Genomic DNA, 15,659 nt, shown 5'->3' with positions numbered 1-15,659 from the left:
CCTTTATTGCAGGGTTATCCCTGTCTTAATACTTGTAGTGATTGAGCATCACGAATTTCGCTGGGCTTTTCTCTACCACCTGTTTGGCCTTCGAGTACCGCAATCTGGTCATAGCCAAACTGCAAATAAACTTCTTCACTTGTCTTACATGGTGGCTGACCGGACAAGTTTGCGCTGGTAGAGGTTAACGGCTTTCCGAATGCATTACACATCTTTTGTACCAAAGGATGATCCGTCACTCGCACAGCAATCGATTGATGTTGACCGGATACCCACCGAGATACGCGATCACTCGATGGCATTATCCAAGTGATCGGTCCTGGCCAACTCTGCTTGACCCTGATTAGCTGCTCTTGAGTCAGCTGAGATTCATCAATATACGGAATTAACTGCTGGTAACTCGCCGCGATAAGAATGAGCCCTTTATCGGCTGGGCGCTGCTTAAGATCCAATAGCTTACGCACCGCTTCACTATTATCGGGATCACAACCCACACCAAAGACTCCTTCGGTTGGATAAGCGATCACTTCACCATCCATCAAAGCCTTGAGTGCTTGATTAAAGTTTTCCACTTAGTCACACCTTAGTTATTCTCTACAGGCTTAAGTCTACAAACAATCTCAATCCGAGACTAAAGCTATTTATTAATAAATTCCCAAGCTAAGTATTTCACTATGACGCAAACGTTTGCTTAAGTATAAAATCTCCGTATAATGCGCTCAAAATGTTTGCTCACCAATTCTATGCAGCTTTGAAGGAGTTTGAGATGAAAGTCGGTATCATCATGGGTTCTAAATCAGATTGGCCAACCATGAAACTAGCAGCTGAAATGCTAGACAGATTCGGGGTTGAGTACGAAACTAAAGTAGTTTCTGCGCACCGTACCCCTCAACTTCTTGCAGACTATGCAAACAGCGCTAAAGAGCGTGGCCTGAAAGTAATCATTGCTGGTGCAGGCGGTGCTGCGCACTTACCAGGCATGGCGGCAGCCTTCACTTCACTGCCAGTTCTAGGTGTTCCAGTTCAGTCCCGCGCACTTAGTGGTCTAGACTCTCTATACTCCATCGTGCAAATGCCAAAAGGTATTGCTGTCGGTACTTTGGCTATCGGCGAAGCGGGTGCGGCAAATGCAGGTATTCTCGCTGCGCAAATTCTTGGTACACATGATGAAGCTGTAATGGCGAAAGTTGAAGCTTTCCGCGCTGAACAGACAGAAACGGTTTTAGCGAACCCAAATCCTGCAGAGGACTAAGTCATGCATGTTTTAGTGCTAGGTGCTGGTCAATTAGCTCGCATGATGTCGCTGGCTGGCGCGCCGCTTAATATTGATATCTCAGCGTATGACGTTGGCAGTAAAAATATCGTTCATCCACTCACGCAGACTGTGATTGGTCACGGACTTGAAAACGCCATCGCTCATGCTGATGTTATCACCGCTGAGTTTGAGCATATCCCTCACGATATTCTGGCAATCTGCGAGCAAAGTGGAAAATTCTTACCTTCGACTGAGGCGATAAAAGCAGGCGGCGATCGCCGTATCGAGAAGCAATTGCTTGATGACGCAGATGTACGCAATGCAAAGTACTTTGTCATCAATACACGTGAAGACTTTGACCAAGCCATTGCACACGTTGGCATCCCTATGGTGCTAAAAAGTGCGCTTGGTGGATACGATGGTAAAGGTCAGTGGCGTTTAAAAGATCCGGCTCAAATCGAGACTATTTGGACAGAAATGGCCGAGTGCATTGCTGCATCTGAGACTCAAGCGATCGTAGCTGAAGAGTTCGTGCCATTTAACCGTGAAGTTTCCCTAGTTGGTGCACGCAGCGAAGATGGTAGCGTTGCCGTTTATCCATTAGCTGAAAATGTTCACACAAACGGCGTGCTGACTCTGTCTACTGCCATCGCAGATACTGAACTGCAACAACAAGCAAAACAGATGTTTACCGCTGTTGCAAATAAGCTCGATTACGTTGGTGTATTAGCCCTTGAGTTTTTCGATGTCGACGGCACCTTGCTGGTCAATGAGATTGCCCCACGCGTGCATAACTCTGGACACTGGACTCAACAAGGCGCAGAAACTTGTCAGTTTGAAAATCACTTAAGAGCAGTATGCGGCTTACCACTAGGCAGCACTAAACTGATTCGTGAAACTTCAATGATTAATATCTTGGGTGAAGATACCTTACCGAGCGAATTACTCGCTATGGATGGGGTACACATTCATTGGTATGGCAAAGAGAAACGTACAGGCCGCAAGATGGGTCACATTAATGTGTGTGGTGATTACAGCGGTGAACTGCAGCGTAAACTGTGTGCACTTGCCGATCTGTTAGATGAGCAAGCATTTCCTGCTGTTCATGAGTTTTCAGCAAACTTCGCCCAATAACTCAGTTTATAGATAGCAAAAACGGCGCTTGATGCGCCGTTTTTTATTATTCAGACTGTGTGTGGTGACACTTTCGGTCAGCGCACTGCCTTTTGACTCCACTGGCGAGTTTCTTCTCAACTAACAGTGGAAAACCACATTTCTCACACTGACCTGAAATCGGCGGCTGATTGACAGCAAACTTGCATTTCGGATAGTTGTCACAAGCATAGAAAACCTTACCAAAACGAGTTTTACGCTCCACTAACTGGCCTTTATTGCATTCTGGACAAGTATGGTGTTCCGGCTGCTGCTGTTCTTGCTTAGGTTGATCTAAAGACTCGATGTGATTGCACTGCGGGTAATGACTACAGCCAATAAACATCCCATAGCGCCCCTGACGAAGAACCAGCTCGTTGCCACATTCAGGGCAAGCAACACCGAGCTCTTTAACGATGTGACCGTCGTTCTGATGCAAAGGTTTAATGAAGTCACACACAGGGTACTGATCGCAACCCAAGAAAGGACCATGCTTACCATGGCGAAGGTGAAGTTCACCTTCGCGCTGTTCACTTTGGCATTTAGGGCAAGCTTGGTGCTCTAGTGCATGTTCATGGGCTGAAAACAGCTGATGATCAATTTTATTGCTCATATCAACTCAGAAAGGTTAGTGAAGGATACCTTGTTCTTTGGTATACAGCAGCTCTTCCATAAGTGTGTATGCATTCTCATTGCCTGGTACATTAAATAGCACCATAAGCACAATCCATTTCAGATCATCAAGCTCAAACTCGTCCGTCTCTAGGCCCATAATGCGGTCAATAACCATCTCACGAGTTTCAGTCGTGAGGACGTTAACTTGCTCTAAGAAGGTCAAAAAGCCGCGGCACTCTAGACTTAAGCGCTCACACTCTTTAGTTGTATAAATACGAGTCGAGTTCGAAGTGCTACACACTGAGATCGCAGAGTGGGTTTCACTTTGCTGCAGTGCTGCTAGCTCTTCTAGCCAGACAAGGGCTTTGTAAATGTCTTTTTGATGAAAGCCTGCGCGAAGAAGCTCTTCTTCTAGCTCATCTTGATTGACTTGTAACTCTGCATCGCTATGGATGTAGGTTTCGAATAGATACATTAAGATATCCATCATCATAGCTAGCCCCTCCCCTTTCGAATATAGCCACCGGAAACTGCAACAACATGCCCTGAAAGCTCAAGCTCCAAGAGCTGCATCATGACGTCCTGCACAGGTATATTGGTCCTGTTTGCAAGAATATCAACTGGTATAGCCTTACTTCCTACGTTAGCTAACAGCAGAGGAAATGGCAATTCTTCTTTACTATCTATTTCCTCGAAAAGTTCATTTTGAATCGGTGGCTTACTGGAATTAGACCAGCGTAAAAGCGTCTCTATTTCATCAACTATGTCCTGAACTCTCATCACCAAACACGCACCTTGCTTAATCAACAGGTTACAACCGCGTGCATTTGAATCGTGGATAGAACCCGGAATAGCAAACACGTCACGCCCTTGCTCTATGGCATAGCGCGCCGTAATCAAGGAACCACTTTTCTCTGCGGCTTCAACCACTAGCACTCCAATAGAAAGGCCGCTGATAATTCGATTGCGGCGCGGAAAATGATCGGCTTTAGGCTTCGCTTTAGGATGAAACTCCGAAACCAGCGCCCCTCCACTATCAAGGATTCTGCTAGCAAGTTCACGATGTCTAGTTGGGTAAATAGTTTCTAGGCCGCTGCCGAGAACCGCGAGTGTACGTCCTCCTCCTTGCAACGCTCCATCATGGGCGTAGCCATCCACGCCAAGGGCCAAACCACTTGTCACCGTCAGACCTTGCTCAACCAAAGCCCGAGCAAAGCTTCGCGCGATATTAAGCCCTTCAGGACTGGCATTGCGGCTACCGACCATCGCAATTTGAGGTTCAGACAAACCGCTCACCTCTCCTTGAACGAATAAAATCGGAGGAGAGCCTACCGCCTGTTCAAGTAATGCCGGGTAACTGCTCTCTTGCTTAGTGACAATGTTGTGTTGAGCAGATTGTTGTTGCCACTCAAAGCACTGCTCAACCTCTTTCGCCGCTCGGTTTTTTAGATAGTTAGCCTGTTGTGCGTTTAATCCAAGGGCTAAAAGCGCCGGAAGGTCAGATTGAACAATGTTTACTGGTGAGTCCATTGCGAGCAGACGAGAAAAGGTTTTCGGACCGACTCTAGGGGTAAAGTTGAGCGACAGCCATGCCGCGAGCTCTTCATTGGTCACAAATTACCGGCTCCTTGGGGAGTGAACCTTGGTCTCGATACTGACCGCCTCTGAACTGTCGGTAATGATCGCGATACTAAAATGCTGATAAGGACGGACAACCATCATGTGGCCAATACGCCTATCAGGGAAAGGGATTGATGAGTTGTTTGTACGATGAGTAACGTCACCAGCGCCCGAGTTAAACAGTTCAAACACGCTGCCTTGCTTAACACCATCTAACTCGCCACGATTAACCACCACCGCTTGGTCTTTGCCAACGTAATAGGTATCTTCTACCGCTCCGAGAATCTCAACCTTATCAACTTCTGCAGAGACAGGGGTTAAGCTTAGCGAAGTGGTTGAGTTTGAAGGTGGCAATATTGGCATAGCGATATCGCCTACCACTACTTCATGGCTTTGTTTAGTCAAACGCAGCGAGGAGTATCGCTCATCACTGGCAACAAGTTGTCCATGAGCTATTTTTCTTATCACTTTGGCGCTTTTGTCTGCTCGTTTAAACTCATGCATTAAACGATAGATCCCCCACTCTTGAGCGACTTGGTGAGCCGAGATATAGATGACGTTTTGTGAATCCATCAGTTGACTCCCGGTGCTATTGCCAATCACTCGACTCATTTCATGGATTGCTTCCCCCTCCAACAACAGATCGTGCTCAATGAAAGGCAGGACATGCTGCGGTTTGATGACAGGGATCGGGTGTTTTGCTCGTTGGTGAATAGCGGGCGTCAAACTGACCACAGGTTTTAAAATCAGTTTTGGTTGCCCTTCTCGCCACACGAGGGTCAGTTTATCTCCAGGAAAGATCAGGTGCGGGTTTACTATGTTCGAATTTAATTGCCATAAGCGCGGCCACTGCCACGGGCTTTCGAGATACAGCGCAGAAATATCCCACAAGGTATCACCTTTGACGACGGTATAAGTCTTCGGCGCTTGTTTGTTAATCGATAGAGCCCCTTCTTGAGCACTAACACCATTAACGATCGTCACCAACACGACAACAAACAGACCTCGCCAAATGTGTAACATGTTTCGACTCCCTATCAGCGACCTATCCTTACGGCATTCCCTGTTAAACTGAGTGTTAACAACAAAGAGAAGCGGCTCAAAAAGCGCATTGATGCTGTCATTTGGGGTATAAAATGTCTAGAATTGAGCCAACGAGGTTTATCCTGATTCGGCACAGTTCAACATTTCGAGTGTATATGTCTGTATTACAAGTATTAACATTCCCAGATGATCGTCTTCGCACCGTAGCTAAGCCGGTAGAAGAAGTGACACCTGAGATTCAAAAGTTCGTTGATGACATGATTGAAACCATGTACGACGAAGAAGGTATTGGTCTGGCAGCAACCCAGGTTGATTTCCACCAACGTATCGTTGTTATCGATATTTCTGAAACACGTGACGAGCCTATGGTTCTGATTAACCCAGAAATCTTAGAAAAACGCGGCGAAGATGGTATCGAAGAAGGCTGTCTGTCTGTCCCTGGCGCACGTGCATTAGTGCCACGCGCAGCGGAAGTGACGGTAAAAGCACTTAACCGTGATGGTGAAGAGTACACATTTGAAGCTGATGATCTATTAGCTATTTGTGTTCAGCATGAACTTGACCACTTAGAAGGCAAACTGTTTGTTGACTATCTTTCGCCTTTAAAGCGCAAGCGTATTCAAGACAAGCTAGCTAAGATCAAGCGCTTCAACGAGAAGAATGCAAGCAAAGCCTAATCGCTAATTAAATAGAAGGAAGGTACCTTGAGCAAACCTTTGAAAATTGTTTTTGCTGGTACTCCGGATTTCGCCGCCCGTCACTTGGCGGCGTTGTTGTCTTCGGAGCACGATGTCATTGCTGTATACACTAACCCTGACCGTCCTGCAGGTCGTGGTAAAAAACTGGCAGCGCCACCTGTAAAGCAATTAGCCCTTGAGCATAATATTCCCGTATATCAGCCAGAAAACTTTAAGTCTGATGAAGCCAAACAAGAGCTGGCAGATTTAAACGCAGACATCATGGTGGTGGTGGCTTACGGCATGCTACTTCCGCAAGCGGTGCTTGATACGCCAAAACTAGGCTGCATTAACGTTCACGGTTCAATCCTGCCACGCTGGCGTGGTGCTGCGCCGATCCAACGCTCTATTTGGGCGGGAGATGCGGAAACAGGCGTGACCATTATGCAAATGGATATCGGCTTAGATACCGGTGATATGCTCAAAGTAGCGACTTTGCCTATTGAAGCTAACGATACTAGTACTTCTATGTACGAAAAGCTGGCAGAACTTGGCCCACAAGCATTAGTTGAATGTTTAGCTGATATTGCGCTAGGTAAAGCGGTACCAGAGAAGCAAGACGATGCACTGGCCAACTACGCTAAGAAACTGAGCAAAGAAGAAGCCCGCATTGACTGGAATGACGAAGCTGCACATATCGAGCGCTGCGTTCGTGCTTTCAATCCTTGGCCAATGAGCCACTTTATCGCTGCTGAGAACAGCATCAAAGTATGGCAAAGCCGGGTCGATGAGCAGTCAACAACTCAACCTGCTGGCACTATCTTGCAAGCAGATAAAAGCGGTATCTACATTGCTACTGGCAATGGCGTACTGGTTTTAGAACAACTACAAGTTCCAGGTAAGAAAGCGATGTCTGTTCAAGATATCTTGAACTCTCGTGCAAGCTGGTTTGAAGTCGGCACTCAGCTGGTTTAAACATATTCTCCCTTATCGGGAAACGTACATTTTGAGGGTGGAGACACCCTCCCTTAATTTAAGGTATTCATCATGAATGTTCGCGCTGCTGCAGCCAACGTCCTATTCCAAGTGGTCGACAAAGGCCAATCTCTTTCACACGCATTACCTGCGGCGCAAAAGACCATCAGACCAAGAGACCATGCACTGTTGCAAGAGATCTGTTATGGAGCCCTGCGTTACTTGCCACGTTTGGAGTCTATTGCTAACGAGCTAATGGAAAATCCACTCAAAGGGAAAAAGCGTGTTTTCCACCATCTTATTTTGGTCGGAATTTACCAACTGAGTTTCATGCGTATTCCAGCACATGCTGCCGTCGCAGAAACGGTTGAAGGAACTAAGACGTTGAAAGGCCCAAGCCTACGCGGCCTAATCAATGCTGTGCTGCGCAGCTACCTTCGCGAGCAAGAAGAATTAGATGAAAAAGCAGTTAGCCACAACGCGGGCAAATATGGTCACCCAAATTGGCTGCTTAACATGCTACGTGAGAGCTACCCAGAGCAGTGGGAGCAATTAGTCGAAGCGAACAATAGCAAAGCGCCAATGTGGCTGCGTGTAAATCGCCAGCACCATACTCGTGATGAATATCTAGAACTGCTGAAAGATGAAAACATTGAATGCAGCATTCACCCAGAAGCTGCTGATGCCATAAAATTGGCCTCGCCTTGTGACGTAACGCTACTTCCAGGTTTCGATCGTGGTTGGGTATCGGTACAAGACGCTGCAGCTCAGTTGTCAGTAAACTATCTGCAGCCACAGAATGGTGAGTTGATTCTTGATTGTTGTGCTGCGCCAGGCGGTAAAACCGCGCATATTCTTGAGCATACGGAAGATACCGAAGTGGTTGCGATTGATTGTGACGCCAAACGTCTTGATCGCGTCTATGACAACCTAGAACGTCTTCAACTGCGTGCCGATGTTATTTGTGGTGACGCTCGCTACCCTCAAGAGTGGTGGACAGGCGAAAAATTTGACCGCATTCTACTTGATGCACCTTGTTCAGCAACGGGCGTTATTCGTCGTCACCCAGATATTAAGTGGTTACGTCGAGCAAACGACATTGACGCCTTAGCTGAGCTACAAAGTGAAATTATGGATGCAATGTGGAGCCAATTGAAAGTGGGCGGTACTATGGTTTACGCCACTTGTTCAATTACTCCAAAAGAAAACGTACTACAAGTAAAAGCTTTCCTTGAGCGCACTGATAACGCAACCTTAGTGGGTTCTGATATCAACAATCCAGGACGCCAAATCTTACCTGGCGACGAGGATATGGACGGCTTCTACTACGCAGTGTTAATCAAAAACGCGTAATACAGTTAGGCGGTGACAATAGTCGCCGCCTTTTCAGTAGTTAAACGAGATTAGTGTATGAAAATCATCATCCTTGGTGCAGGTCAGGTTGGCGGCACACTGGCAGAAAACCTAGTTGGCGAGAACAACGACATCACCATTGTAGACCGCAACTCAGATCGTCTGCGCGAGCTGCAAGATAAGTACGACCTCCGTGTCGTGAATGGTTATGCTAGCCACCCAGACGTGTTGCGTGAAGCCGGTGCTCAAGATGCTGACATGTTGGTTGCAGTCACCAATATGGATGAAACCAATATGGCTGCCTGTCAGGTGGCTTTTACACTGTTTAACACTCCTAACCGAATTGCGCGAATTCGCTCCCCTCAATATCTATCTGAGAAGGAAGCTTTGTTCCAGTCGGGCGCTGTACCCGTCGATCACTTGATTGCACCAGAAGAGCTAGTCACTAGCTACATTGAACGCTTGATTCAATACCCAGGGGCACTGCAAGTTGTGAGTTTTGCTGAGCAGAAGGTGAGCTTGGTTGCCGTAAAAGCCTACTATGGTGGCCCACTGGTTGGTAATGCACTGTCTGCGCTACGTGAGCACATGCCGCATATCGACACGCGCGTTGCGGCGATTTTCCGCCAAGGCCGACCAATTCGACCACAGGGCACCACCATCATTGAAGCTGACGATGAAGTCTTCTTCGTTGCAGCAAGTAATCACATCCGCTCGGTAATGAGTGAATTACAACGTCTTGAGAAGCCTTACCGCCGTATTATGATAGTTGGTGGCGGTAACATCGGTGCTAGCCTTGCTCGCCGCTTAGAACAACTCTACAGCGTTAAACTGATTGAACATAGCTACCAACGCGCGGAAAAGCTGTCAGAAGAGCTAGAAAATACCATCGTTTTCTGTGGTGATGCGGCAGATCAGGAACTCCTTGCGGAAGAGAATATCGATCAGGTCGATGTGTTTATTGCTCTCACCAACGAAGATGAAACCAACATTATGTCTGCCATGCTTGCGAAACGCATGGGAGCCAAAAAAGTGATGGTACTGATTCAGCGCGGTGCTTATGTCGATCTTGTACAGGGTGGCGCTATCGATGTCGCGATTTCACCGCAACAAGCGACGATTTCTGCATTGCTGACCCACGTTCGCCGTGCCGATATTGTTAACGTATCTTCACTGCGCCGAGGGGCTGCAGAAGCGATCGAAGCCATTGCACATGGTGATGAAACCACATCGAAAGTTGTTGGTCGCGCAATTGGTGATATCAAGCTTCCACCAGGTACCACCATTGGTGCGATTGTCCGTGGCGAGGAAGTGTTGATTGCCCACGACCGTACTGTTATCGAACAAGATGACCATGTGGTGATGTTCTTGGTCGACAAGAAATACGTCCCAGACGTAGAAGCCCTATTCCAACCGAGTCCGTTCTTCCTTTAGGCAAGGGTTATGGTCAATTTCCGTCCTGTACTGTTTGTTATCGGGCTAGTGTTATCTAAGCTAGCCCTGTTCATGTACGTACCAACATTGGTCGCCTTCATCACTGGTACGTCTGGATTTTTAGAGTTTGGCCAGGCGGTTATCATTACTCATACCGCCGCTTTTGCCTGTTTGACGATTGGCCGCACCAAACAATTTAAGCTCAGTGTGCGCGATATGTTCCTCATCACCAGTTTGGTGTGGACGATAGCCAGTGCGTTCGCAGCGCTACCTTTTGTGTTTATCAATCACATCAGCTTTACCGATGCTTACTTTGAGACCATGTCGGGCATCACAACCACGGGCTCAACCGTACTCAGTGGCTTAGATAACATGGCACCGAGCATTTTATTGTGGCGCTCGATACTGCAATGGTTAGGTGGGATTGGCTTTATCGTGATGGCGGTTGCGGTACTGCCTATGCTTAACGTCGGTGGTATGAAACTCTTCCACACCGAATCCTCTGACTGGTCAGATAAAAGCAGTCCACGAGCCAAAACGGTGGCAAAGAACATTGTCGCGGTTTACTTATCACTGACGGGGTTATGCATTGTTGGCTACCTTCTCACAGGGATGAATCTGTTTGAAGCAATCAACCACGCCTTTACCACCTTATCTACCGGTGGCTATTCCACATCAGATGGCTCGATGAACCATTTCTCTAATGGTGCGCATTGGGTAGCGACACTATTTATGTTTTTGGGTGGTTTGCCGTTTTTACTGTTTGTTGCAGCAATTAGAAAGCGCCGTCTCAATGAATTAGTCAAAGATGCGCAAGTACGCGGATTTAGCTACTTGTTCTTGGTTAGCAGCTTAATCATCGCGGCTTGGTTAGTGATCAGAGATGGTTATGCCGTTTTAGATGCACTTCGAGTATCCATGTTCAACATTGTCTCAGTGGTTACCACCACAGGCTTTGGCTTGGAAGATTTCACCGCATGGGGCGCACTTCCTACCACCTTGTTTGCATTTTTGATGATGGCAGGAGCCTGTTCAGGTTCAACTGCGGGCGGGATTAAAATCTTCCGTTTTCAGATTGCCCTGACATTGCTTAACAAGCAGATGATGAAACTGATCCATCCTTCTGGGGTATTTGTTCAACGGTACAACCAACGCCCGGTAAACGACGATATCGTCCGTTCGGTTGTCGCCTTTGGTTTGACGTTTTTTATCACCATTATTGCGATTGCTGGTGGACTCAGCGCAATGGGGCTCGACCCAATCACCAGTATCTCAGGCTCTATTACTGCGGTTGCCAATGTTGGACCGGGTATGGGGTCAGTCATCGGTCCGACGGGTAACTTTGCCCCACTGCCAGACGCCGCTAAGTGGCTACTAAGCTTAGGAATGTTAATGGGAAGACTAGAAATTTTGACCTTGCTTGTCCTGTTTTTCCCAGCCTTCTGGCGACGTTAAACGGGATCAACGTAGAGATAAATAGCGAAGAAATGGCAAGCGCATCCTGCTAGAACAAATCCGTGCCAAATAGCATGATTGTAAGGGATGCGTTTTGCGACGTAGAAGATCACTCCCAGTGAGTAAATCACTCCCCCTGCGGCAAGCAGAGTTAACCCACCAACCGATAAGTTCATCGCCAATTGGTAAATCACAATCAGCGATAACCAACCCATGGTCAGATAAGTCACTAAAGAAAGCTTCTTAAAACGGTAGACAAAGGCAAGCTTCATAATGATGCCGAACAGAGCGATGCTCCAGATCACTACCATTAACCCTATCGCTAGCGGCGTTCGTAGGCTCACGAGTAGAAATGGCGTGTAGCTACCTGCGATCAATAAGTAGATAGCGCAGTGGTCAAAGGTTTTTAATGCTCGTTTGGCTCGCTTATAAGGAATCGCATGGTAGAGCGTAGAGGCAAGAAACAGCACTATCATGCTGCTGCCATAGATACTCATACTGGTGATCGTTAGCGTATCCGCATTGTTTTCGGTCGATTTGAGTAAGAGTAAAACCAAGCCAACAATACTTAATACCATACCTAGAGCATGGGTCAGCGTATTAGCGAACTCTTCTTTGGTGCTGTATTCAGCGGGAGGATTAGCAGACATGCGTGCCCTACTCTGAGTAAATATGGAATAATTACTCAAGAGTATGGCACATTAAGCTTACACTTGTAAGCTGAAAGTTTTTAAGTTTTGGCTAAGAATGCTCATCCAAGTAGGCAATCACTTGTGCACCCGCCTCTTGCGCAGATGTATGGAGAGGAATTTCCATTTGACGCTTCAAGTCGCCAATCCCTAACAAGCTCGCAAGCATACCCTTGGCGCCTTCACGGTGACGATCAATCTCAAACCACATCTGTAGCTTATCGTCAGTTCGATACGCTACTACTTCAAGCTCTCGCCATCGGCCATGAAAAGGCCCTGTGGTCGGAACAAATTCAAACTCTTGGACAAATGGCATCGCAAAACCATCAACTTCTTCACACTCTACCTGACGAATTCGCAAACCTTGCTCTTCAAGTGCGGTAAAAATGCCATCAAGTAGCGGATCAGGCCTGACGGTTAGAATGTCTTTGTCGGTTGGATCTTTTGCCATCGCTATATCTAAGCCTGTTTCCAACCACACCTTGGAGTCGCCAATGGTAACGGGCGTATTCCACGGCACATCGAGCTCGATTTCAAAGTCACGCGTTTCACCCGGATTAATAGTAAAAGCGTAAGGCAGTGACCACTTAGCTAAGGCATAACTTGTCGGAACTCGACGCATACGCCCGGCATTGTGCTTATCCTTATCTGGATTGGCTGGCACCTCTTTGATATAGCGGCAATAGAGCTTTAGATCGATATTATCGATCTCTTGTGCTGTCGACCCACCATAAACATGAATCGTAATATTTACTTTTTGTCCCGGGTATAAAACCTCTTGCTGCAAAACAGAGTCTACTTTTGCAGATCCAATACCAAAACTGGCCAGGGTTTTCTTAAATAACGACATCAACACCTCCTTGGCACGTACGAAACCATTAAATTACTTTCATACTAATCTGGTTTACTGTCTCACTACTACAGACATCTTCACATAATTGTAGCGAATCGCAATCGATTAGATATCGACCAATCCGACTGATAATGCTAATCTATTTATTGATATGCGTGCATATCAATATTCCTAATTAATTGTTCGGATTGGCGTGAGCCAGAAGAGCCAAACTTCAGCAATGAAGCAAACTCATAATTAATTAGGCCATTACATTGGCAATGGATATGCCTGACAGTTAGGTAACTGAATGCGCCCAACAACAGTCAGGTTTTCGCACACAAATCGTAGTGCGATGCGCCGCCGTAGTGGATTCGTTTCTGCTCCAGTGGCAAAAAAATCAGCTCCAGCAATGACTTTAGTCGAGAAGACCGCCGTTATGGCAACTGCTCCTGCTAAGGTTATCAAGGCAGCCTAATTAAAAAGCGCAGTGCTGACTGCGCTTTTTTCTTACCTTCATTTCATCTATTTGATACCTTTAGCAGCAAATCATTATAAATATTGTGGAGAAAGCCGATGAAGTGTCACCGTATTGAGGAGCTACTAGAGCTACTTGAACCTGAATGGCAAAAAGATCAGGAACTTAACCTGCTACAGATGATCGTTAAGCTCGCTCAAGAAGCAGGCTATGAAGGCAAACTAGAAGATCTGACAGACGATGTTCTTATTTACCATCTAAAAATGCGCAACAGTGACAAAAATGAAATGATTCCTGGTCTAAAGAAAGACCAAGAAGATGATTTTAAAACGGCGATTCTGCGTGCCCGTGGTCTTATTGACTAGCAGCGAGCAGTTTTATTGAAAGCGACCTTGAGTCGCTTTTTTTATACCTATTTGGTGACAAAGCTAGAAACTGTTAGGCCATTTATTTATAGAACTGTACTGATCTTTGTTGTTAAAGGTTGATAGCCTTAAAGAAATGAAAATGTTATTGCGTATATAATCGCCGTCCATAAGTATTTACTAAAATATTATAATCAAATAGCAATGTTTAGGTTTATAGAGTGAGAACAATAGAAATCTCACCGTTTAGCTCAAGAAGGAAGCGCAATGAGTCAGGATAAAATCGATATCAAAGATGTGACTCCCAAGGCCTTTAACCCTAAGGCCCATAAAAACAAAGGGGACAGGTTTAATCCCAGCAACCGAATCTATGTTCGCGAGAGTAAAGGTACCTTTCAACAGCTACGTCGTTATGGCGGCTGGTTCCTACTGGTTTTCTTTGCTCTTATTCCTTGGATACCTTATGGCGAACGCCAAGCTATCTTGCTCGACTTTGGCAATCAGCAGTTTAACTTTTTCGGCACCACACTTTATCCGCAAGACTTAACTCTGCTTGCACTGCTATTTATGATTGCCGCCTTTGGTCTCTTTTTCCTCACCACTTTCTTAGGTCGAGTTTGGTGTGGCTACTTATGCCCGCAAACAGTGTGGACCTTTATGTATATTTGGTTCGAAGAAAAACTAGAAGGCAGCGCCAACAAACGTCGCAAGCAAGATTCAGGAAAACTCACTGCCAATCTAGCAATGCGCAAAGGCGTAAAACACTTAGCTTGGTGGGCAATTGCCCTTGCTACCGGCTTCACCTTTACCGGTTATTTTGTACCGATCAAAGACTTAGTAGTTGGCTTCTTCACCTTTAATGCCGAATTCTGGCCGGTATTCTGGGTTCTATTTTTCGCGGGCTGTACTTACGCCAACGCAGGTTGGATGCGCTCTATTATGTGTGTTCACATGTGTCCTTACGCTCGTTTCCAATCAGCTATGTTCGACAAAGATACCTTTATCGTCGGCTACGATAGCAAACGTGGCGAAACGCGAGGCCCTCGTTCACGAAAAGCCGATCACAAAGCTCTGGGCTTAGGTGACTGTATTGACTGTGACCTTTGTGTTCAGGTTTGCCCAACCGGTATCGATATCCGTGACGGCCTACAGTATGAATGTATTAACTGTGGTGCTTGTATTGATGCCTGTGACAAAACCATGGATCGCATGGGCTATGAAAAAGGCCTGATTAGCTACACCACGGAGCACCGTCTCTCTGGCAAGCATACTAAGGTCGCGCGTCCCAAACTGCTCGGTTATGGCGCGGTACTGTTAGTGATGATTGGCTTGTTCTTTGTTCAGGTTGCTAGTGTCGAACCTGCTGGTTTGAGTGTTCTTCGTGACCGTAATCAGTTGTTCAGAGTCAATGGCTTAGGTGAAGTAGAGAATACCTACACCCTGAAAATCATTAATAAAACTCAACAAGAACAAGAGTACAAACTCAGCGTTGAAGGCCTAAGTGATGTCTCTTGGTATGGCAAACAAACCATTCAAGTTGAACCGGGTGAAGTCCTTAACCTACCAATGAGTTTAGGCGTCAATCCTGACAATCTCAGCTCTTCAGTTTCAACAATTCAGTTTATACTGTCCGATAGCGAAGACTTCACTATTGAGGTAGAAAGCCGCTTTATTAAGAAACTCTAAGCGCGCTCTACTCACAGATATGGAAAGAG

The 15,659-nt window shown here is 46.4% G+C and carries 17 protein-coding genes; 10 read left to right on the top strand and 7 right to left on the bottom strand.

Translation table 11 applies throughout. The annotated features are described in order from the left end of the window. Positions 1–14 precede the first annotated feature (14 nt). Positions 15–572 carry an L-threonylcarbamoyladenylate synthase gene (locus tag LYZ37_RS00210; protein WP_272786034.1) on the bottom strand — a complete coding sequence of 186 codons (558 nt, stop codon included), beginning with the start codon at positions 570–572 and terminating at the stop codon, positions 15–17. Between the two features lie 194 nt (positions 573–766). On the opposite strand from LYZ37_RS00210, the gene purE reads away from it, so the two are divergent. Beyond that, complete coding sequence (purE, locus tag LYZ37_RS00205) at positions 767–1,252, top strand: 5-(carboxyamino)imidazole ribonucleotide mutase (RefSeq protein WP_069668053.1); 486 nt, start codon at positions 767–769, stop codon at positions 1,250–1,252. A gap of 3 nt (positions 1,253–1,255) precedes the next feature. Then, positions 1,256–2,389 (top strand): 5-(carboxyamino)imidazole ribonucleotide synthase, encoded by a 1,134-nt coding sequence (locus LYZ37_RS00200; protein ID WP_272786033.1) that lies wholly within the window; start codon positions 1,256–1,258, stop codon positions 2,387–2,389. A gap of 46 nt (positions 2,390–2,435) precedes the next feature. Here LYZ37_RS00200 and LYZ37_RS00195 read toward each other — a convergent pair whose 3' ends face one another. From LYZ37_RS00195 to LYZ37_RS00180, 4 genes are read right to left on the bottom strand one after another with little or no spacing between them, the layout of a single operon-like run. After that, positions 2,436–3,020 carry a DNA topoisomerase family protein gene (locus LYZ37_RS00195; protein WP_239852409.1) on the bottom strand — a complete coding sequence of 195 codons (585 nt, stop codon included), beginning with the start codon at positions 3,018–3,020 and terminating at the stop codon, positions 2,436–2,438. 15 nt (positions 3,021–3,035) lie between these two features. Beyond that, positions 3,036–3,515, bottom strand: a complete 480-nt coding sequence (locus tag LYZ37_RS00190) for a DUF494 family protein (RefSeq protein ID WP_038197518.1) — start codon at positions 3,513–3,515, stop codon at positions 3,036–3,038. 2 nt (positions 3,516–3,517) lie between these two features. Continuing rightward, positions 3,518–4,636: a DNA-processing protein DprA gene (gene dprA, locus LYZ37_RS00185; protein ID WP_272786032.1), complete on the bottom strand. Its 1,119-nt coding sequence runs from the start codon at positions 4,634–4,636 to the stop codon at positions 3,518–3,520. Between the two features lie 3 nt (positions 4,637–4,639). Continuing rightward, entirely contained in the window at positions 4,640–5,665 is a 1,026-nt protein-coding gene (locus LYZ37_RS00180) for a LysM peptidoglycan-binding domain-containing protein (RefSeq protein WP_272786031.1), read from the bottom strand. Positions 5,666–5,841: 176 nt separating this feature from the next. On the opposite strand from LYZ37_RS00180, the gene def reads away from it, so the two are divergent. The 5 genes from def (at position 5,842) to LYZ37_RS00155 (ending at position 11,580) form a co-directional block, all read left to right on the top strand. Continuing rightward, positions 5,842–6,363 (top strand): peptide deformylase, encoded by a 522-nt coding sequence (gene def, locus LYZ37_RS00175; RefSeq protein ID WP_004743629.1) that lies wholly within the window; start codon positions 5,842–5,844, stop codon positions 6,361–6,363. A 27-nt stretch (positions 6,364–6,390) separates the two neighbouring features. Beyond that, entirely contained in the window at positions 6,391–7,338 is a 948-nt protein-coding gene (gene fmt, locus LYZ37_RS00170) for a methionyl-tRNA formyltransferase (protein WP_272786030.1), read from the top strand. A 72-nt stretch (positions 7,339–7,410) separates the two neighbouring features. Continuing rightward, positions 7,411–8,691: a 16S rRNA (cytosine(967)-C(5))-methyltransferase RsmB gene (gene rsmB / locus LYZ37_RS00165; RefSeq protein ID WP_272786029.1), complete on the top strand. Its 1,281-nt coding sequence runs from the start codon at positions 7,411–7,413 to the stop codon at positions 8,689–8,691. A gap of 57 nt (positions 8,692–8,748) precedes the next feature. Next, a complete protein-coding gene (gene trkA, locus LYZ37_RS00160; RefSeq protein ID WP_004743626.1) occupies positions 8,749–10,125 on the top strand; it encodes a Trk system potassium transporter TrkA in 1,377 nt (458 codons plus the stop codon). Positions 10,126–10,134: 9 nt separating this feature from the next. Next, positions 10,135–11,580, top strand: a complete 1,446-nt coding sequence (locus tag LYZ37_RS00155) for a TrkH family potassium uptake protein (protein WP_171325385.1) — start codon at positions 10,135–10,137, stop codon at positions 11,578–11,580. On the opposite strand, the gene trhA is transcribed toward LYZ37_RS00155, so the two are convergent. Both trhA and LYZ37_RS00145 read right to left on the bottom strand, forming a co-directional pair. After that, on the bottom strand, positions 11,577–12,230 hold the full coding sequence (gene trhA, locus LYZ37_RS00150) for a PAQR family membrane homeostasis protein TrhA (RefSeq protein ID WP_239827172.1): 654 nt from the start codon (positions 12,228–12,230) through the stop codon (positions 11,577–11,579). The two genes, LYZ37_RS00155 and trhA, sit on opposite strands and share 4 nt — an antisense overlap. A gap of 91 nt (positions 12,231–12,321) precedes the next feature. Beyond that, positions 12,322–13,119, bottom strand: coding sequence for a sporulation protein (locus tag LYZ37_RS00145; protein WP_004743623.1), 798 nt, complete (start codon positions 13,117–13,119; stop codon positions 12,322–12,324). A gap of 292 nt (positions 13,120–13,411) precedes the next feature. Between LYZ37_RS00145 and LYZ37_RS00140 the strand changes: the two genes are divergently transcribed. The 3 genes from LYZ37_RS00140 to ccoG all read left to right on the top strand — a co-directional run bounded on the left by LYZ37_RS00140 (position 13,412) and on the right by ccoG (position 15,630). Further along, positions 13,412–13,579 (top strand): hypothetical protein, encoded by a 168-nt coding sequence (locus tag LYZ37_RS00140; protein ID WP_171325389.1) that lies wholly within the window; start codon positions 13,412–13,414, stop codon positions 13,577–13,579. Positions 13,580–13,677: 98 nt separating this feature from the next. Continuing rightward, positions 13,678–13,944 (top strand): YihD family protein, encoded by a 267-nt coding sequence (locus LYZ37_RS00135; protein ID WP_272786028.1) that lies wholly within the window; start codon positions 13,678–13,680, stop codon positions 13,942–13,944. A 267-nt stretch (positions 13,945–14,211) separates the two neighbouring features. Beyond that, entirely contained in the window at positions 14,212–15,630 is a 1,419-nt protein-coding gene (ccoG, locus tag LYZ37_RS00130) for a cytochrome c oxidase accessory protein CcoG (RefSeq protein ID WP_272786027.1), read from the top strand. Positions 15,631–15,659 lie beyond the last annotated feature (29 nt).

Source organism: Vibrio tubiashii (assembly GCF_028551255.1).
GTDB classification, from domain to species: Bacteria; Pseudomonadota; Gammaproteobacteria; order Enterobacterales; family Vibrionaceae; genus Vibrio; species Vibrio tubiashii_B.
Note: the sequence above shows the minus strand (reverse complement) of the source record. Positions and strands in the feature narration are given on the sequence as shown.